At 68.6% G+C, this 17,699-nt stretch carries 17 protein-coding genes; 5 read left to right on the top strand and 12 right to left on the bottom strand.

What is annotated here, in order from left to right:
- Positions 1–329 precede the first annotated feature (329 nt).
- From rnr to J5226_RS13395, 4 genes are all read left to right on the top strand, one after another.
- Positions 330–2,819: a ribonuclease R gene (rnr, locus tag J5226_RS13380; protein WP_215835003.1), complete on the top strand. Its 2,490-nt coding sequence runs from the start codon at positions 330–332 to the stop codon at positions 2,817–2,819.
- Between the two features lie 257 nt (positions 2,820–3,076).
- Positions 3,077–3,832 (top strand): 23S rRNA (guanosine(2251)-2'-O)-methyltransferase RlmB, encoded by a 756-nt coding sequence (gene rlmB / locus J5226_RS13385; protein WP_215835004.1) that lies wholly within the window; start codon positions 3,077–3,079, stop codon positions 3,830–3,832.
- A 336-nt stretch (positions 3,833–4,168) separates the two neighbouring features.
- A complete protein-coding gene (gene sugE, locus J5226_RS13390; protein WP_215835005.1) occupies positions 4,169–4,480 on the top strand; it encodes a quaternary ammonium compound efflux SMR transporter SugE in 312 nt (103 codons plus the stop codon).
- Between the two features lie 98 nt (positions 4,481–4,578).
- Positions 4,579–5,025, top strand: coding sequence for an acetyltransferase (locus J5226_RS13395; RefSeq protein WP_215835006.1), 447 nt, complete (start codon positions 4,579–4,581; stop codon positions 5,023–5,025).
- Between the two features lie 28 nt (positions 5,026–5,053).
- Here J5226_RS13395 and J5226_RS13400 read toward each other — a convergent pair whose 3' ends face one another.
- From J5226_RS13400 to pstS (J5226_RS13455), 12 genes are all read right to left on the bottom strand, one after another.
- A complete protein-coding gene (locus tag J5226_RS13400) occupies positions 5,054–5,665 on the bottom strand; it encodes a glycoside hydrolase family 19 protein (RefSeq protein ID WP_215835007.1) in 612 nt (203 codons plus the stop codon).
- Positions 5,666–5,952: 287 nt separating this feature from the next.
- Positions 5,953–6,603, bottom strand: coding sequence for a ribonuclease T (gene rnt, locus J5226_RS13405; protein ID WP_215835008.1), 651 nt, complete (start codon positions 6,601–6,603; stop codon positions 5,953–5,955).
- A 183-nt stretch (positions 6,604–6,786) separates the two neighbouring features.
- The gene (locus J5226_RS13410) at positions 6,787–7,539 is read right to left on the bottom strand and encodes a putative DNA-binding domain-containing protein (protein WP_215835009.1); all 753 of its coding nucleotides are present in this window, start codon (positions 7,537–7,539) and stop codon (positions 6,787–6,789) included.
- A 4-nt stretch (positions 7,540–7,543) separates the two neighbouring features.
- Positions 7,544–8,434, bottom strand: a complete 891-nt coding sequence (locus J5226_RS13415; RefSeq protein WP_215835010.1) for a DUF692 domain-containing protein — start codon at positions 8,432–8,434, stop codon at positions 7,544–7,546.
- A gap of 27 nt (positions 8,435–8,461) precedes the next feature.
- Positions 8,462–8,890, bottom strand: coding sequence for a hypothetical protein (locus tag J5226_RS13420; RefSeq protein ID WP_215835011.1), 429 nt, complete (start codon positions 8,888–8,890; stop codon positions 8,462–8,464).
- A gap of 214 nt (positions 8,891–9,104) precedes the next feature.
- The gene (locus tag J5226_RS13425; protein WP_215835012.1) at positions 9,105–9,620 is read right to left on the bottom strand and encodes a sigma-70 family RNA polymerase sigma factor; all 516 of its coding nucleotides are present in this window, start codon (positions 9,618–9,620) and stop codon (positions 9,105–9,107) included.
- A gap of 373 nt (positions 9,621–9,993) precedes the next feature.
- Complete coding sequence (phoU, locus tag J5226_RS13430; RefSeq protein ID WP_215835013.1) at positions 9,994–10,704, bottom strand: phosphate signaling complex protein PhoU; 711 nt, start codon at positions 10,702–10,704, stop codon at positions 9,994–9,996.
- Positions 10,705–10,862: 158 nt separating this feature from the next.
- Positions 10,863–11,687: a phosphate ABC transporter ATP-binding protein PstB gene (gene pstB / locus J5226_RS13435; RefSeq protein WP_232518454.1), complete on the bottom strand. Its 825-nt coding sequence runs from the start codon at positions 11,685–11,687 to the stop codon at positions 10,863–10,865.
- Between the two features lie 37 nt (positions 11,688–11,724).
- Entirely contained in the window at positions 11,725–12,630 is a 906-nt protein-coding gene (pstA, locus tag J5226_RS13440; protein ID WP_215835014.1) for a phosphate ABC transporter permease PstA, read from the bottom strand.
- Positions 12,630–13,601, bottom strand: a complete 972-nt coding sequence (gene pstC / locus J5226_RS13445) for a phosphate ABC transporter permease subunit PstC (RefSeq protein WP_215835015.1) — start codon at positions 13,599–13,601, stop codon at positions 12,630–12,632. Before pstC ends, pstA begins: the two co-directional genes overlap by 1 nt.
- 291 nt (positions 13,602–13,892) lie before the next feature.
- Positions 13,893–14,978, bottom strand: coding sequence for a phosphate ABC transporter substrate-binding protein PstS (gene pstS, locus J5226_RS13450; protein ID WP_215835016.1), 1,086 nt, complete (start codon positions 14,976–14,978; stop codon positions 13,893–13,895).
- 410 nt (positions 14,979–15,388) lie between these two features.
- Positions 15,389–16,408, bottom strand: coding sequence for a phosphate ABC transporter substrate-binding protein PstS (gene pstS / locus J5226_RS13455; RefSeq protein ID WP_215835017.1), 1,020 nt, complete (start codon positions 16,406–16,408; stop codon positions 15,389–15,391).
- Between the two features lie 274 nt (positions 16,409–16,682).
- Here pstS (J5226_RS13455) and J5226_RS13460 point away from each other — a divergent pair, with 274 nt between their 5' ends.
- Positions 16,683–17,294: a LysM domain-containing protein gene (locus tag J5226_RS13460; RefSeq protein ID WP_215835018.1), complete on the top strand. Its 612-nt coding sequence runs from the start codon at positions 16,683–16,685 to the stop codon at positions 17,292–17,294.
- Positions 17,295–17,699: the final 405 nt, after the last annotated feature.

Raw genomic sequence — 17,699 nt, forward strand, 5'->3', positions numbered from 1 at the left:
AAACCGTTTCGGCCAAGCGCGGATGCGATCACAGTTGCACGCTTCGTCACGCGCGTTCGCTCGCGCGCGAACGCGCGCGGCGTCGCAGACGGAAACCGACGCGTTGCGCGGATGCGATGGCGCGGTGCAGCGAGGCGCGCGGCGGACGCGTCGATTCGTCGCGCGCCGAACGCCGCGCGCGGGCTTCGCCGAAAGGCCGGTTCGCACGCGCCGTCGCGACGTCCGACGAGCGGTCGCGGCCGACCGTTCGCGCCATGTCGATGCGCCGTTCGCCCGCGCCCCGGGCCGCCCAGACGCCGCGTTCATGGCGATGTGAGACCATAGCGGCCATGACCAAAAAGACGACTAAGAACAAAAAGACCGGAAAGACCGGCCAATCCGCCTCCGCCAGCGCCGCCCCGGGCGGCAAGAAGGGCGGCCGCAAGACCCCGGCACCGCGCCCCGCGTGGCTGCCCGAGAATCTCCAGCACGGCCCGAGCAAGGGCGCTCGCGGCAAGCCCAAGCCCGCCGCGCCGGCGCCCGCCGGCAAACCCGCCGGCGGCAAGCGCGTCCCGGCCGCGCCGCCGGTCGCCCAGGGCGGCCCGCATCACGATCCGCACGCCGAACGCGAAGCCGCGCGCTACGCCCAGCCCATCGCCAGCCGCGAGCTGATCCTGCAGACGCTCAGCGGCGCCGACGGCCCGATGCGCGCCGACGAGCTCGGCCAGCGCCTGGGCCTGACCGAACCCGAGCGCGCCGACGCGCTGGGCAAGCGTCTGGCGGCGATGCTGCGCGACGGCCAGTTGCTGCTCAACCGCAAGGGCGAGTTCGCCCCCGCCGCGCAGATGGACCTGATTCCCGGCGTGGTGATCGCCAATCCCGACGGCTTCGGCTTCCTGCGCCCGGAATCCGGCGGCGGCGACGATCTGTTCCTGCCGCCGTTCGAGATGCGCAAGGCCATGCACGGCGACCGCGTGCTCGCCAGCGTCACCGGCGTGGACCGCCGCGGCCGCCGCGAAGGCGCGATCGTGGAAGTGCTCGAACGCCGGCTCAATCGTTTGATCGGCCGTTTCACCCTCGAACAAGGCATCAGCTACGTCGTGCCCGACGACCGCCGCATCCAGCGCAACGTGCAGATTCCGCCGGACGCGCGCATGGACGCGAAGAACGGCCAGTTGGTGGTGTGCGAGCTGGTGCAGGCGCCCGATCACCATCGTCCGCCGATCGGCCGCGTGCTCGCGGTGCTCGGCGAGAAGCTCACCGCTTCGCTGGCGGTGCAGGCCGCGATCCACGGCCACGAAATTCCCGACGTGTTCCCGCAGGCGGTGCTCGACGAAGCCTCGGCGGTGCCGCTGACGGTGCCGGAAGAAGTCGCGCAGCAACGCGTCGATCTGCGCGCGGTGCCGCTGGTCACCATCGACGGCGAGGACGCCAAGGACTTCGACGACGCGGTCTATTGCGAGACCAACCGCAAGGGCTTCCGCCTGATCGTCGCCATCGCCGACGTCTCGCATTACGTCCGTCCCGGCACGCCGCTGGACGACGAGGCGCAAAAGCGCGCGACCTCGGTGTACTTCCCCGGCTTTGTCGTGCCGATGCTGCCGGAGACGCTGTCGAACGGCATTTGTTCGTTGAACCCGAAGGTCGACCGCTTGTGTTTCGTCTGCGATATGCAGATCGGCCACGACGGCGAAGTGACCGAATCGAAGTTCTACGAAGCGGTGATGAACTCGCACGCGCGGCTGACCTACACCACGGTGTGGAACGCGGTCGGCGACGTGCCCGAAGAAGCCAAGGCCGAGGCTCAAGCGCAGATCGGTTCGCTGCTGCCGAACATCGAACGCCTGCATCAGCTGTTCCATGTATTGGTCAAGGCGCGCCAGCAGCGCGGCGCGATCGAGTTCGAGTCGAGCGAAGTGCGCTTCGTGATCGGCAAGGACGGCGAGGTGGTGCAGGCCGGCATGCTTCAGCGCAACGACGCGCACAAGCTGATCGAAGAATGCATGATCGCGGCCAACGTGGAGGCCGCGAAGTACCTCATGGCCAAGCAGGTTCCCGCGCCGTTCCGCGTGCACGAGCGGCCGCCGGAGCAGAAGTACGCCGATCTGCAGGAGTTCCTCAAGGAATTCAAGCTGCGCATGCCGGCCTGGAGCCAGGTCGAGCCGCGCGACTTCACCCATTTGCTGAAGAAGATCCGCGACCGTCCCGACGCCGCGCTGCTGGAATCGGTGCTGCTGCGCAGCCAGAGCCTGGCGGTGTACGCGCCGGAGAACACCGGCCACTTCGGTCTGGCGCTGCACGCCTACGCCCACTTCACCTCGCCGATCCGGCGTTACCCGGATTTGCTCGTGCACCGTGCGATCAAGCACGCGCTGCGCGGCGCCAAGCCCTCGTCGTATCTGTACTCGCCGCCGCAGATGGCCGCGCTGGCGCTGCAATGCTCCGAACGCGAGCGCCGCGCCGACGAGGCCGAGCGCGAGGTCGACGAGCGTTACCGCGCGGCGTGGATGGAGCAGCACGTCGGCGGCCAGTTCGACGGCGTCATCAGCGGCGTGACCAGCTTCGGGCTGTTCATCGAACTGGACGATTCCAAGGTCAACGGCTTGGTCCACGTGACCCAGTTGCCGCACGACTATTACCACTTCGACCCGATCCGCAAGACCCTGGCCGGCGAGCGCACCGGCCGCGAGTACCGGCTCGGCGACCGGGTCCGCATCGTCGTGCTCAAGGCCAGCGTCGAGGACCGCAAGATCGACTTCAAGCTGGTCGACGAGGAGCGCGGCGCGAAGCCGCTGCCGCCGCGCGGCCAGCCGGCGAAGCGGGTCAAGCAGAAGTACTGAGGTGGCCGAAGCCCCTGTGTAGGAGCGGCGTGAGCCGCGACCCACCGCAGCGGTGTACGTCAGCGCCGGTTTCCGAAGCGGCCGGCGATCGGAAAGGCCCATGGTGGCGTGCTCACGGGGGCTAGGCTTCGGATCGAACGCTTTCGTAAACCGCTGCGGTTAGTCGCGGTTCGCGCCGCTCCTACAGGGGCTCCGGCCCCATGCCGTAGAATTCCCGCCCCAAGCCTTACCGGGCCCCGCGCCCACACGGATTCCCCATGAGCCAGAAACAATGGATCGCCGGCATCAACGCCGTCTCCGCCGCGATCGAGCACGACGCGGCCAACGTGCGCGAGGTGCTGATCGAGGCCGGCGCCAAGAACCCGCGTCTGGCCGAGATCGAGACCGCCGCGCGCCGTGCCGACATCGACGTGCGCCGGGTCGCGACCCAGGCGCTGGACGGCGTGGTCGGCGGGCTGCGCCATCAGGGCGTGGTCGCGCGTTACGCCGCGGCCAAGACCTGGAGCGAGAACGAGCTCGAAGGCCTGATCGAGGCCGCCGAGGGCCGCGCCCTGGTGCTGATCCTCGACGGCGTGCAGGACCCGCACAACCTCGGCGCCTGCCTGCGCAGCGCGGCCGCGGCCAACGCGACCGCGGTGATCATCCCCAAGGACAAGTCGGTGCAGGTCAACGCCACCGTGCGCAAGACTTCGGCCGGCGCCGCCGACAGCGTGCCGGTGATTCCGGTGACCAACCTCGCGCGCACCCTGCGCGAGCTGCAGAAGCTCGGCGTGTGGATCTACGGCCTGGCCGGCGAGGCCGAGGCCTCGCTGTATTCGCTGGACCTGCGCGGCAACGTCGCGCTGGCGCTCGGCGGCGAAGCCGACGGCCTGCGCCGACTGACCCGCGAAACCTGCGATCAGCTGGTGCGCATCCCGATGCCCGGCGGCGACGCGGCCAGCGGCGTCGAAAGCCTGAACGTGTCGGTCGCGGCCGGCGTGACCTTGTTCGAGGCGGTGCGGCAGCGCGGCTAAGACGGCGGGTTGCGGCTGGTTGGGGCGTCCGATCCGAAGACAGCGGGGCCGAAGATCCCTGCTACGACGCGCTGAGCGCTTTGTCGCCCAGCCTCGTGGCAGGGATCTTCGGCCCCGGTTATTTTCGCCCCGAAGCCGCGATCGCGCCCTCGTGAACGCCGCGCCTACCTAGGTAACCCCCCGCTGACCCCGAGGCCGCACGCGCGGCCCCCGCCACGACCGCGCCGATATAATGCGCCCCGACCGACCCGGGACGGCCCGGGTCCGCGCAGCCAGTTCCACCCCTGCGGCGCGCGTTACATCCGGGGACGGCCCCATCGTCATGGGAGCTGCATCATGCCTTGGGTTCTTCTCGTCTTTGCCGGCCTGTTCGAAATCGGCTGGGCCATCGGCCTCAAATACACTGAAGGCTTCACCCGCCTGTGGCCGTCGGTCGGCACCGTCGCGTCGATGGCGATCAGCGTCGGCCTGCTCGGTCTGGCGATGAAGTCGTTGCCGGTCGGCACCGCCTACGCCATCTGGGTCGGCATCGGCGCGGTCGGCACGGTCATCCTCGGCATCGTGCTGTTCAACGAGCCGGCCAACGCCTTGCGCGTGGCCAGCATCGTGTTGATCGTCGCCGGTCTGGTCGGCCTGAAACTGGCTTAAAAACCGCTCGCGCGCTGGCATCGACGCCCGCGCGCCGGCATCATCGCCCGCATGCGGCGCCGCTCTCACGGCGCCGCGTTCGTTTCCCAGGACGATCCATGACCATCCGCGAACGCCGCCGCGACGACCATCCCGCGCTGCTCGATCTTTGGGAGCGCTCGGTGCGCGCCACCCACGATTTCCTCAGCGAAACCGACATCGCCGAACTGCGCCCGCAAGTGCGCGACATCTACTTCGACGCGGTCGAACTGTGGGTGTACGAAGACGCCGACGGCCTGGCCGGCTTCATCGGTCTGGCGGATGCGCAAGTGGAAATGCTGTTCCTCGAGCCCGCGCGGCGCGGGCAGGGCATCGGCACGCGCCTGCTCGATCACGCGCGCCACCTGCGCGGCGCGCTGACGGTCGACGTGAACGAACACAACCCGCAGGCGCACGGGTTCTATCGCCGCTACGGCTTCGTCGAAACCGGCCGTTCGCCGCTGGACGGGCAGGGCAAGCCGTTTCCGCTGATCCACATGGCGCTGCCGCGCGACGCGGCCGGCTGAGCGCCGGCGCACGTCGTTCGCTCGCGCATCACTCCAGCGCGTTGACCAACAACTCGTCGAAACGCCGCGCGATGTCGGCGATGGTCTGCGCCTTGTCCTGGCCGTTGATGATCCGCCGCGCCTCTTCGTAGTTCGGCAACTGCCCCGGCTTGAAGTAGTTGTCGAGCTTCTTGCCGGTGAACCAGCCCTGCTTCATGCCCTGCATGGCGATGGCGTAGGCGATCTCCGGCTTCTTCGCGTCCTCGGGCTTGGCGACCAGATCCACGCCGAGGAACTTGCCGGCGCGGTCGTAGTTGGTGCGTCCGGTGAGCTGCACATAGCCGCGGCCGTGGAAGCGCGCGCCGTCGCCGCGCTTGGTGTTGCCCAGCGCCTTGCCGATGCGCGTGTCGGGGCCGTAGAGCTTCTCGAACCGCTCGTCGCTGCCGAACTCGTCGATCGGCCGCAGCGTGTGCGCGGTTTCCCACTTGAACGTCGCCAAGCAATACGCGATCTGGTAACGGTGCACCGGATTGACGCTGAAGCTGGCGTCCTGCTCGATCCGGCCGATCAGAAAGCGCAGCGCCTGCGCGAGATCGTCGCGCAGCGGGCCGAAGCGCCGGCGGTAGCCGTCGAGAAACTGCTCGTCGTCGAAAGCGAACATCCTGTCCTCCCCATCCGTGGATCGCGGCGTTCGCCGCGCGCGGCGGGGGCCGCGCATTCCATCGAACGGGGGCGCCGGGGGCGGGCGGCCAAGGTGGGGATGTTGCGTTTTCGCAACGTGGCCGCGGAGCGAGGTCAGTCGTGCCGGTGGCGCTCCACGCTGCCGCGCGCTGCAGCGTGGCGATGCCGGTGCGCGAAATCGTGTCGTGCGGGTGAGCGTGGGTGAGGGCGGATCATCGGGTTACGCACCGAGCGACCGCGCGAGCCGCGCAGCGCCGCCGCGGCGACTCAGCCGCCGCGCGCCGGCCAGGCGTTGACGATCTTGCAGAACAACTCGGCGGTGCGCTGGGTGTCGTACACCGCCGAATGCGCTTCCTGGCCGTTCCATTCGAAGCCGGCGGCCTGCACCGCGCGGGCCAGCACGGTCTGGCCGTAGGCGACGCCGGCCAGGGTCACGGTGTCGAACACGCTGAAGGGGTGGAACGGGTTGCGTTTGTGGCCGCTGCGGGCGACCGCGGCGTTGAGGAAGTTGAGGTCGAAGTGGGCGTTGTGGCCGACCAGGATGGCGCGCTGGCAGCCGTGGCGCTTGACCGCTTCGCGCACCGGTGCGAACACCGCTTCCAGCGCTTGCCGCTCGGGCTTGGCGCCGCGGAAGGGGTGGTCGATGTCGATGCCGGTGACTTCCAGCGACTTGGGGTCGATCAAGGTGCCGGCGGCGGGCACGACGTGCGAGCTGGCGATCTCGCCGGGCACGAGGCGGCCGTCGGCGTCGAGCTCGATGGGCTGCACGGCGATCTCGAGCAGGGCGTGCTTGTTCCAGTCGAAGCCGCCGGTTTCCACGTCCACGACCACCGGCAGGTAGCCGCGGAAGCGGGTGGCGAGGGTGGCGGGGACGGGCGCGGCGGGGGCGGCGCTGGGGGCGGGGCCGGGGTCGATCATGGCGGGAAGCCTAGCAAATCGGGGCTCGGCGGTCGCCGGAGGGCGGGGTGGGGCCGTCGCGCGCGGCGAGTGCGGCGGCGCGCGAAGCCGCGTCGCATGGAGGTTTCGCGGGCATTGGCCGGTCGCGTCGAGGTTGTGGTGGCGCGGTCGCGGCTTGCGCGGCTCCTACAGAGGGGGCTTGGGTCAGAAATAGACCACGGCGTTGGCGCGCATCTGGCGCAGCAGGGCGGCGCCCATGTCCAGGAACGCGGCCGCGTCGTCGCTGCCGGCTTCGGCCGCCAGCGCGCGCAGTTGCTCGCGCGCGCTCAGTTCCGGCGATTCTTCCAACCGTTGCAGCAGGCGGAATGCGAGCGGGCTCAGTTCGGAGAAACGCACTTCGCCGTCGGCTTCGCGCCGCAGCAGCAGCAAGGTCGGCGCCGGCGGCGGCTGCGCGGGCTGGAAGTCCGGGCCGAGCCGGTGCACCGGCCAAGCGTAGGCCAGCGGCCACGCCAGCGGCGACAGGCGCGGCGCGCGCTCGAGCAGGTCGGCGTCGGCGAGGCCGGTGTCGTCGCGCGGCGCGCTCGCTTCGCTAAGCTGCAAGGCCAGCTCGACCCATTCGTAATGCGCCAGTTCCAGCAGGAACGGCGGATCGATCTCGTCGAGTTCCTGCAGATAGCGCTGGAACTCGCGCGCGATCTCGGCGAACAGCGGCGTGTGGCAGCGGTGGTCGCGATAGAAATCGCGCACCAGGCGTTCCCAGCGCTGCTCGCCCAAGGTGCGCTCGATCACCGGGAAGTTGCCCGACAGCAGCCCCAGGATGTTGTTGAACAGCAGGTCGCGATAAATGCCCAGGCGCCGGTCTTCGATGCCGCCGGGCGCGGGGCTCGTGGCGGGATCGCGCAGATGCCGGGTCAGTTCGAACTGTTGCGCGCGCAGGCGCGAGGGGGCGTCGCTCATGGGCTCAGGCGCGGGCGCGGCGGGCGGACGCGGATTCGCGCGCGGCCGGCGCGGTCTCGCGCAGGATCCGGCGCACGATGCCGAGTTCGTCGACCAGCTCTTCGTACGGCGGGAAGTTGAAGTCGCGTTCCAGCAGGGTCGGGCGCGGCCCGAACAGGCGGTAGGCGTCGGCCAGCAAGTCCCAGACTTCGTGCTTGACCGGCGCGCCGTGGGTGTCGACTTTCAGATCGTCGGCTTCGTCGTAATGGCCGGCGACGTGCAGATAGGCGATGCGCTCGTGCGGCATGGCCGCGATGAACGCGCGCGCGTCGTAGCGGTGGTTGATCGAGTTGACGTAGACGTTGTTGACGTCGAGCAGCAGATCGCAATCGGCCTCGGCCAGGACCGCGCGGGTGAACTCGATTTCGCTCATTTCCTGATGCGGCGCGGCGTAGTAGGAGGCGTTCTCCACCGCGATGCGGCGGCCGACGATGTCCTGGGTGCGGCGGATGCGCGCGGCGACGTGATGCACGGCTTCCTCGGTGAAGGGAATCGGCAGCAGGTCGTAGAGATGGCCGTCGTCGCTGCAGTAACTCAGATGTTCGCTGTAGCAGGCGACCGAATGCTCGTCGAGGAAACGGCGCACGCGGGCGAGGAAAGTCTCGTCCAGCGGCGCGGTGCCGCCCAGCGACAGCGACAGGCCGTGGCAGACCAGCGGATACCGCGAGGACAGCTCGCGCAGTTGCTCGCCGTAGCGGCCGCCGACGCCGATCCAGTTCTCCGGCGCCACTTCGAGGAAATCGAAATCGCGCGCGGCGCCCGGCGCATGCGGCGCGGACTGCAGCGGGCCCAGCAGGGCCCGCCGCAGGCCGAGACCGACGGCATCGGGAGTCAACGAAGTCGTTGCGTCGGGCATGCCGATCCAGGCCTCATCGTGCCGCGATCAGATCGAACCGCCGCACTTGCCTTCGCCGCACTTGCCTTCCGCGGCCTTCTTCGCGGCCGGGGCGGCGGCCTTCTTGTCGGCGCCGCACTTGCCTTCGCCGCACTTGCCCTCGGCGCCCTTCTTCTTGTCGGCGCCGCACTTGCCCTCGGCCTTCTTCTTATCGGCGCCGCACTTGCCTTCGGCCTTCTTGGCGCCGCAGCTGCCTTCGGCCTTCTTCTTGTCGGCGCCGCAGCTGCCTTCGGCCTTCTTGGCCGCGTCGGTGGCCTTGGCGTCGGCGGCCTTCTCGGCGGTCTGCGCCTGCTGGGCGCCGAGCAGGTAGCCCTGCGACAGGTCGCTCATCGCGAACGCGGAAGCCGACAGGCTCAGGCCGCCGAGCAGGGTGGCGCCGAGAGCGAGGGCGACGGGCTTGTTGATTTTCTTGGACATGCGTTCTCTCCTGGTGGCGACGGGCGGATGCTCCGCCGGTGTTGTGTAGGCGGGCAGTACCCGCGGTAAGCGAAAACAGCGTAGTGCCTGAAACGGTACGGAGCTTAGTGCGATTGCGGGGTACTGCGGGGTGACAGCGTTGGCGCCCTGGCCGGTCGGCGGCGCGGGCTGGGTTCTGGGCAGGGATACGGCGCGGGCCGCGGCGCGGATGCAGTCACGGCGAGAGATACTCGCGCGCCAGCACCCGGGCCCGGTGCAGGCGCGATTTGACCGCCTCGCGGCTGATCCCGAGTTCCTCGCCGATCTCGGCCACGGTCAGGCCTTCCAGGTCGCGCAGCAGGATGATTTGGCGGTAGTGCGCGGGCAGCGATTCCAGCGCGGCGGCGACGTCGTGGCGCCATTCGGCCGGCTCGGGAGTGACGACGGGCGCGATTTCCTCGGTGATCGGCTGGCCGCTGAGCAGGCGGCGGCCGCGCTTGAGCCGGTTGCACTCGCGTTTGACGATGCGGAAGGTCCAGGAGACGAAGCATTCGAGCACGCGCAGGTCGCGCAGCTTGCGCGAGACCGCGATCAGGCTCTCCTGCACCGCGTCCTCCACGTCGTTGATGACGCAGTGGAATTCGGCGTAGCGGCGCAGGTCCTGGCGCGAGTGCTTGAGCACCCGCTCCAGTGCGGCCGTGTCGCCCGCGCGGGCGGCGGCCAGATCTCCATTGGCCAGTGACAGCGTCATGTGGCGGCGGTTCCTCCGTGGAAGGTGGAATATACCCGGCAAGGGCTTGCCGGCTATGGATCAAGAGTGGGGTGCAGTGCGCAAGGATTCGCGGCCGTGTTGCGCGATTGCAGCGCGATTCACAACGCATTCAGCGCGGCGGCGCTTGAAAACGGTTGCAGCGGGGGCGGGGCGGATCGCCGCGATTCGGCGAGAGTCGCGCAGCCGACGGGCGGCGCGAGCGCGGCGCGGCTCGCTCCCGCCGCATGTTGCACCGCAGCGCGGCATCAGCGCGCGAGGGCGGCCCGCAAACGGAACGGCCCGCCGCGCGGTGCGCGGCGGGCCGTCGTCGGCCGCACGTCGGATCGAAGCGGGCGCGCGCGGCGCCCGGATCTCAGACCGACGCGGTGGTGTTGGTGGTGTCGCGCTTGTCGCGCGGCGGCAGCGGCTCGTCGCCCTTGACCAGGAACCACACGTTCTCGGCGATGTTGGTGGCGTGGTCGCCGACGCGCTCGATGTTCTTGGCCATGAACAACAGATGGGTGCAGGCGGTGATGCTGCGCGCGTCTTCCATCATGTAGGTCAGCAGCTCGCGGAACAGGCCGGTGTAGGCGGTGTCGACCTCGGCGTCGCGGTCGCGCACCTTCTGCGCCAGCTCGACGTCGTTGTCGCGATACGCCACCAGCACGTCGCGCAGCTGCTTGACCGCCAGCGTGCCCAGCGCGTGCAGGCCGGCCACGTGCGGCAGCGGCGGCGACAGGTTCAGCGCGGTCGAACGCTTGGCGACGTTGGCGGCGTAGTCGCCGACGCGCTCGATGTCCGAGGCGATGCGGATCGCCGCCAGAATCTCGCGCAGATCGCGCGCCATCGGCCCGCGCAGCGCCAGCTTCATCACGTCGTGGCTGATTTCCTGCTCCAGGGCGTCGATGGCTTCGTCGTTGGCGATGATCCGCTCGGCGGCCTTGTCGTCGCGGCGCTGGACCACGTCGAGCGCGGATTCCAGTTGCGCCGCGGCGATCTCGCCCATGCGCAGGGTTTCGTCGAGCAGTCGGCGCTGCTCGTCGTCGTAGCTCTTGACGATGTGGTCGTGCATCTGGTTGCTCATGGCGCTTTTACCGCCGGGAATGAAGGGAATGAGGGGGACGGGGAAGCAGGATCATCGGAATCGCAGCGGCGCCGAAGCGAGGAGGGACGAGAACGAGAACGCGACAGACCCCGCCATTCCCTGTTCCCTTGGTTCCCTTCATTCCCCGCTCCGCGCCCTCAGCCGAACCGACCCGTGATGTAGTCTTCGGTCTGCTGCTTGGTCGGCTTGGAGAAGATCTGCTCGGTCGGGCCGTGTTCGATCAGATCGCCGAGGTACATGAAGGCGGTGAAGTCGGACACGCGCGCGGCCTGCTGCATGTTGTGGGTCACGATGGCGATCGTGTAGTCCTTCTTCAACTCTTCGACCAACTGCTCGATGCGGCTGGTGGAGATCGGATCCAGCGCCGAGGTCGGTTCGTCGAGCAGCAGCACCGACGGCTTCAGCGCCACCGCGCGGGCGATGCACAAACGCTGCTGCTGGCCGCCGGACAGGCCCAGCGCGCTCTGGCCGAGCTTGTCCTTGACCTCGTCCCACAGCGCGCCCTGGCGCAGCGCGTGCTCGACGCGGTCGTTCATTTCCGACTTCGACAGCTTCTCGTGGTGGCGGATGCCGTAGGCCACGTTCTCGAAGATCGTCATCGGGAACGGCACCGGCTTCTGGAACACCATGCCGACCTTGCTGCGCAGGCGGTTCATCGGGTACTTCGGGTCGAGGATGTTCTCGCCGTCCAGCAGCACCTGGCCGCGCGCTTCCAGCTTCGGGTACAGCGCGTAGATGCGGTTGAAGATGCGCAGCAGGGTCGATTTGCCGCAGCCCGACGGGCCGATCAGCGCGGTGACCTGCTTTTCCGGGATTTCCAGGTTGATCGACTTGAGCGCGTGGAACTTGTCGTAATAGAAGTTCAGGTCGCGCGCGGCCAGCTTGACCGGGTTGGCGCCGACGGCCTCGCGGCCGGGCGTGGCGACGGACAGGCGGGCGTCGGACGAGCGAGCGTCATTCATAACCGGGTTCCGGGCTTCAGCGGGAGTGTTCGAGAGGTCAGTCATTGGAAATCCGTTTGCGCAGCACCAGCGCGCGGGCGAGCAGGCTGACGATCAGGACGAAGAAGGTGAGGACCAGGGCGCCGGCCCAGGCCAGGGTCTGCCAGGTCTCGTAGGGGCTGCCGGCGAACTGGTTCATCACCACCGGCACGCTCGCCATCGGCTGCAGCACGTTGTGGCTCCAGTACTGGTTGCCGAAGGCGGTGAACAGCAGCGGCGCGGTTTCGCCGCTGATGCGCGCCAGCGCCAGCAGCACGCCGGTGACGATGCCGGCCGAGGCGCTGCGATAGAGCACCTGCACGATCACCTTCCACTGCGGAACGCCGAGCGACAGCGCCGCTTCGCGCATCTGCGGCGGCACCAGCCGCAGCATTTCGTCGGTGGTGCGCACCACCACCGGCAGCACGATGAAGGCCAGGGCGATGGCGCCGGCGAGCGCGGAGAAGTTGCCGCCGGTCTGCATCACTACAAGGGTGTAGACGAACAGGCCGAGCACGATCGACGGCGCCGACAGCAGGATGTCGTTGACGAAGCGCACCACGGTGCCGATCTTGCGCCCGGCGCCGTACTCGGCGAGCCAGGTGCCGGCGGCGATGCCGAGCGGGGTGCCGATGACGATGGCGATCAGGCACATCACCGCGCTGCCGAAGAAGGCGTTGAGCAGGCCGCCTTCCTGCATCGGCGGCGGCGTGTTCTGGGTGAACAGCGCCCAGTTGATGCCGCCGATGCCCTTGGAGATCAGGGTGTAGAGGATCCAGCCGAGGAAGAACAGGCCGAACAGCGCTGCGGCGCAGGCCAGCAGCACCGACAGCGCGTTGATCACCCGGCGGCGCGCGTACAGCGAATCGGCGACGCGGTGGCGGCGTTGCAGGTCGGCGTCGGTCTTGGAAGCGGCGGCGCTCATCAGTTGCCCTCCTTGCGCGAGAGTTGCAGCAGCATCAGCCGCGCCGCGGCCAGCACCACGAAGGTCACGATGAACAGCACGAAGCCGAGCAGCAGCAGGGCCGAGCGGTAGGTCTCGGTGGCTTCGCCGAAGTCGTTGGCGATCAGCGCGGCGATGGTGGTGCCCGGCTCCAGCAGCGAGGCGGAGAAGTTGACCGAGTTGCCGATCACGAAGGCCACCGCCATGGTCTCGCCGAGCGCGCGGCCCAGGCCCAGGAAGATGCCGCCGATGACCGCCGAGCGGGTGTAGGGCAGGACGATGTCCCAGCTCACTTCCCACTTGGTCGAGCCCAGCGCGTAGGCCGATTCCTTCAGCCGCGTCGGCACGGTCAGGAACACTTCGCGCATCACCGAGGAGATGAAGGGAATGACCATGATCGCCAGCACGATGCCGGCGGTGAGCATGCCGATGCCCAGCGGCGGGCCTTGGAACAACGGGCCGATCAGCGGCCAAGTGCCGACGTGGTCGTTGAGCCAGGGCGTGACGTATTCGGTCATCACCGGCACCAGCACGAACAGGCCCCACATGCCGTAGATGATCGAGGGAATGCCCGCGAGCAGTTCGATCGCGGTGCCGATCGGGCCGCGCGCCCAGCGCGGCGCGACCTCGGTCAGGAAGAAGGCGATGCCGAAGCTCACCGGCACGGCGATGACCATCGCGATCAGCGCGGTGACGATGGTGCCGTAGATCGGCACCAACGCGCCGTAGTGGTTCTCCACCGGGTTCCACTGCGCGGTGATGAAGAAGTCGAGGCCTTCTTCTTCCAGCACGTGGCGGCCGCCCCACAGCATCGACAGCGCGGCGCTGGCGAGGGCGAACAGGACGAAGACGACGGTGGCGGTGAGGACGTAGCGGAACAGGCGGTCCTGGCGCGCGTCTTTGACGTCGCGGGCGGAGTGGCCGGTCTGGGCGGGTAGGGCGGTCGCGTTCATTTGCGAGAAGAGTCCGGCGGGGCCACGCGTGGGAAGGGGGCTGGCTGTCGGGTGGTGCGTTGGGTGCGGCGCGGTCGGTTTCGGCGTGGGGCGTTGGATGTCGAAGCCGGTGAACTGTCAGGCGCTGCGTTTGTTACCTGCTGTCATCCCCGCGAAAGCGGGGATCCAGGGCTCTATCGCGACGTGGCGCTCCGGGTAGGAGGCAGGGCGCTGAAGTCTCTGGATTCCCGCTTTCGCGGGAATGACGCATCGGCAAAGCCGCGCCCGCTTGCGCGGGCGCGGGCCGATGCGTCACTTGAACTCCGCCCCCCAATACGCCTCGATCTGCTTCACCAGCTCCGGCGGCAGCGGCACGTAGTCGAGCGCCTGCGCCTGCGACTGGCCGTTCTCGAAGGCCCACTTGAAGAACGCGCGGGTGTCGCTGCTGCGCTTGGCGTCCTTCGGCGTCTTGTACATGAGGATGAAATTGGTCGCGGTGATCGGCCAGGACTTCTCGCCGGAGGCGTTGGTGATCACCAGATTGAAGTCCTTGGCGCTCGCCCAGTCGGCGGTCGAGGCCGCGGCCTGGAAGGATTCGGCGCTGGGCTGGACGAACTGGCCGGCCGCGTTCTGCAACTGGGTGTGGGCCATCTTGTTCTGCAGCGCGTAGGCCAGCTCGACGTAGCCGATCGAGCCCTTGATCTGCTTCACGTACGAGGCCACGCCCTCGTTGCCCTTGCCGCCGACGCCGCCCGGCCACTGCACCGAGGTGCCTTCGCCGACCTTGGTCTTCCAATCCGGGCTGACCTTGGACAGGTAGTTGGAGAAGTTGAAGGTGGTGCCCGAACCGTCGGAGCGGTGCACGACGTTGATCTTGAGGTCCGGCAGGGCGGTGCCCGGGTTGGCCGCGGCGATGGCCGCGTCGTTCCACTTGGCGACCTTGCCCATGAAGATGTCGGCCAGCAGCGGGCCGGTCAGGCGCAGCTTGCCGGCGTCGATGCCGTCGACGTTGACCACCGGCACCACGCCGCCGATCGCCGAGGGGAACTGGCCCAAGCCCGCGGCGGCGAGCTCTTCGCTCGGCAGCGGCTTGTCGGAGGAGCCGAAATCGACCGTCGCGGCCTTGATCTGGGCGATGCCGCCGCCGGAGCCGATCGACTGGTAGTTGACCTTGGCGCCGGTGGCCTTGTTGTAGTCGTCCGACCACTTCGACAGCAGCGGATAGATGAAGGTGGCGCCGGCGCCGGTGATCTGCGCGGCGACCTTATCGCCGGCGGGCGCGGCGGCGTCGGTCTTGGCGTCGCCGGCCGGGGCCGGGTTCTGCTGGTTGCCGCCGCAGGCGGCGAGGCCCAGCGCGACGGCGAGGGAGAGGACGGCGATGCGGGCCGACGATTTCATGCGGTGCTCCATGAAAGGGAGGCCGGCTGGGCGCCGGCTGGGTGGCGCCATTTGATGATCTTTTTGTTACACCGCTATGACATCGATTCGTCACGAATCTGTAGTGAAAGCCGCGCAGGGGTGTCCAAGTTGGCGTTTTTGCGGGGTTTTGGCCCGGTTTGGCGGTAACAAAGCGTCCGCGGTCCGGGCCGGCGGCGGTCCGGGGTCGCATTCGCGGCGGCCGTGGGAAGCGTTTCATGCTTGCGGCCGGCGGTTGGATCGACCCGAGCCGAACCGGCGGGTGCGGACTCGGATGCCGCCGCCGGCCACACCGCTTCGGCGCCGCCAAAAAACAACGGGCCCGAAGGCCCGTTGCGCGATCCGTCCGTCCGGCGACCGAGAACCCCCCGGTCCGACCGCCGTGGGGCCGATCAGTAGTTCATGTTGCTCTGCCAGTAGGTCTCGATCTGCTTGACCAGCGCGTCGGGCAGCGGCACGTAGTCGAGCGTCTTGGCCTGCGCATCGCCGTTGGCGTAGACCCACTTGAAGAATTCCTTGGCGTTCTTGGCGCCGTCGGCGTTCTTGGGCTGCTTGTACATCAGGATGAAGTTGGTCGCGGTGATCGGCCAGGAGTTCTCGCCCGGCGCGTTGGTCATGACCAGGTAGAAGTCCTTCGCGTTGGCCCAGTCGGCGCTGGCGGCGGCGGCCGAGAAGGTCTCGTCGGTCGGCAGCACGAACTTGCCGTCGGCGTTCTTCAGGCGCGAGTACGACATCTTGTTCTGCAGCGCGTAGGACAGTTCGACGTAGCCGACGCCGCCCTGGATCTGCTTGACGTACGCGGCGACGCCTTCGTTGCCCTTGCCGCCGATGCCGGTCGGCCACTTGACCGCGGTGCCTTCGCCGACCGAGGACTTCCACTCCGGGCTCACCTTCGACAGGTAGTTGACGAAGTTGAAGGTGGTGCCCGAACCGTCGGAGCGGTGCACGACGGTGATCTTCTTCTCCGGCAGCTTCAGGCCGCCGTTGAGGGCGACGATGGCCGGATCGTTCCACATGGTGATCTTGCCGAGGAAGATGTTGGCCAGGGTCGCGCCGTCGAGCTTCATCGCGCCGGAAGCCACGCCCGGCACGTTGATCACCGGCACCACGCCGCCGATCACCGACGGGAACTGGGCCAGGCCGAACTTAGCGAGCTCCTCGGGCTTGAGCGGGGCGTCGGAGGAACCGAAGTCCACCGTCGCGGCCTTGATCTGCGCGATGCCGCCGCCCGAGCCGATCGACTGGTAGTTGACCTTCTTGTTGGTCGCCTTGGCGTAATCGGCCGACCACTTCGACATCACCGGGTAGACGAACGACGCGCCGGCGCCGGTCACGTCGGCCGCCTGAGCGTTGAGCGCGAAAGCGGTGGTCAGCGCGAGCGCGGCGAAACGGAGCTTGAGGAGCTTGTGCATGGGTTTCCCTGGAGTGTGAGTGCGGACACGTTCCGCCCTGCGCGCTATTTCATAACGGTTTGGTGACATTTCCGTGTCAGCGGAGCAGGAAGCGGCACGGACGGCGCCGGCCGCGACTGAACGGGGCTGGGGCGCGCTGGCGGGCAAGGGCCAATCGGTTCGCCACGGAGCCGAACGGCCCGAAGCTAGGGAAACTCCTAGCTGACGAGGTGACACCGCGCGGTCAAGGTGAGCGCGGGCAACGGAGCCCCCCACCCAACGCACGGAGACGAACATGGCATTGAACGGTCCCGACTACGCCGGACCCTCGTCCGCGCAGTTCAACGCGCTGGTCAACACCAAGGCCGAGGTCGAAGCGGGGCAGGTCAAGGCCCCCGACGGCACTCGCCCGCTGGTGGTCGAGCCCGGCGACAACCTCAGCGCGATCGCCGCGCGCAACGGCACCTCGGTCGAACAACTGCTCAAGGACAACCCGCAGTGGTCGCTCGATCCGGCCTCGCACCCGGGCACGCGCGACGCCGACCTGATCTATCCCGGCGAAGTGGTGTTCGTGCGCCCCTTCAGCGACACCGGCCCGATGCAGACCAGCGCCGTCGGCGCCGACGGCAAGGCGACGTTCCAGAACCAGCGCGACGGCGCGCCGGTCGGCGCGCCGTACCAGGCCAAGGTCGCGCCCAACGGCTACCCGGCCGACAGCGAGATCGTCACCGCCGACGGCCTGGCGATCCGCACCGACGCCAAGGGCGAACCGCTGACCGGCACCTACCACGGCGCCGAACAGCAAGGCACGGTGAGCGGCGAACCCGCGTACCGCGGCTACAGCCAGGAGTACGTCGACGGCGTGCCGAGCGGCTCCAAGCACTACTCGCCCGGCAAAATGCTCTGATCGCGCGTTTGGCGCGATGTCGAACGGGCGGCGGCGTGGGGCCGCCGCCCGTTTTTTTCATCGCCGCGCGGTGTCGTTCCCGACCGTAGGAGCGGCGTAAGCCGCGACCGCGACACCGCGCCTGCGTCGCACGCGAGCGTCCGCACCGGCGCAAGATCGCCGCGCTGTCACGCTCCCGACTGTAGGAGCGACGCAAGTCGCGACCGCGATACCGCGCTTACGACGCAAGCAAGCTCTTCGCGTCCGCGCAAGATCGCCGGACCGTCGCGTTCCCGACCGTAGGAGCGGCGTAAGCCGCGACCGAGACATCGCGCCTGCGTCGCAAGCGAGGTGCCTCGGTCGCGGCTTACGCCGCTCCTACAGGGAACACCCGTTTTTCGCGGCGATCCGATCGCGCGAAAAAAG

Source organism: Lysobacter sp. K5869 (assembly GCF_018847975.1).
In the GTDB taxonomy this organism is placed as follows: Bacteria; Pseudomonadota; Gammaproteobacteria; order Xanthomonadales; family Xanthomonadaceae; genus Lysobacter.

Bases quoted from the DNA above. Each gene is read 5' to 3' on its own strand.
- rnr (WP_215835003.1), top strand. From the start codon at position 330: ATGACCAAAAAGACGACTAAGAACAAAAAGACCGGAAAGACCGGCCAA.
- rlmB (WP_215835004.1), top strand. From the start codon at position 3,077: ATGAGCCAGAAACAATGGATCGCCGGCATCAACGCCGTCTCCGCCGCG.
- sugE (WP_215835005.1), top strand. From the start codon at position 4,169: ATGCCTTGGGTTCTTCTCGTCTTTGCCGGCCTGTTCGAAATCGGCTGG.
- J5226_RS13395 (WP_215835006.1), top strand. From the start codon at position 4,579: ATGACCATCCGCGAACGCCGCCGCGACGACCATCCCGCGCTGCTCGAT.
- J5226_RS13400 (WP_215835007.1), bottom strand. From the start codon at position 5,665: ATGTTCGCTTTCGACGACGAGCAGTTTCTCGACGGCTACCGCCGGCGC.
- rnt (WP_215835008.1), bottom strand. From the start codon at position 6,603: ATGATCGACCCCGGCCCCGCCCCCAGCGCCGCCCCCGCCGCGCCCGTC.
- J5226_RS13410 (WP_215835009.1), bottom strand. From the start codon at position 7,539: ATGAGCGACGCCCCCTCGCGCCTGCGCGCGCAACAGTTCGAACTGACC.
- J5226_RS13415 (WP_215835010.1), bottom strand. From the start codon at position 8,434: ATGCCCGACGCAACGACTTCGTTGACTCCCGATGCCGTCGGTCTCGGC.
- J5226_RS13420 (WP_215835011.1), bottom strand. From the start codon at position 8,890: ATGTCCAAGAAAATCAACAAGCCCGTCGCCCTCGCTCTCGGCGCCACC.
- J5226_RS13425 (WP_215835012.1), bottom strand. From the start codon at position 9,620: ATGACGCTGTCACTGGCCAATGGAGATCTGGCCGCCGCCCGCGCGGGC.
- phoU (WP_215835013.1), bottom strand. From the start codon at position 10,704: ATGAGCAACCAGATGCACGACCACATCGTCAAGAGCTACGACGACGAG.
- pstB (WP_232518454.1), bottom strand. From the start codon at position 11,687: ATGAATGACGCTCGCTCGTCCGACGCCCGCCTGTCCGTCGCCACGCCC.
- pstA (WP_215835014.1), bottom strand. From the start codon at position 12,630: ATGAGCGCCGCCGCTTCCAAGACCGACGCCGACCTGCAACGCCGCCAC.
- pstC (WP_215835015.1), bottom strand. From the start codon at position 13,601: ATGAACGCGACCGCCCTACCCGCCCAGACCGGCCACTCCGCCCGCGAC.
- pstS (WP_215835016.1), bottom strand. From the start codon at position 14,978: ATGAAATCGTCGGCCCGCATCGCCGTCCTCTCCCTCGCCGTCGCGCTG.
- pstS (WP_215835017.1), bottom strand. From the start codon at position 16,408: ATGCACAAGCTCCTCAAGCTCCGTTTCGCCGCGCTCGCGCTGACCACC.
- J5226_RS13460 (WP_215835018.1), top strand. From the start codon at position 16,683: ATGGCATTGAACGGTCCCGACTACGCCGGACCCTCGTCCGCGCAGTTC.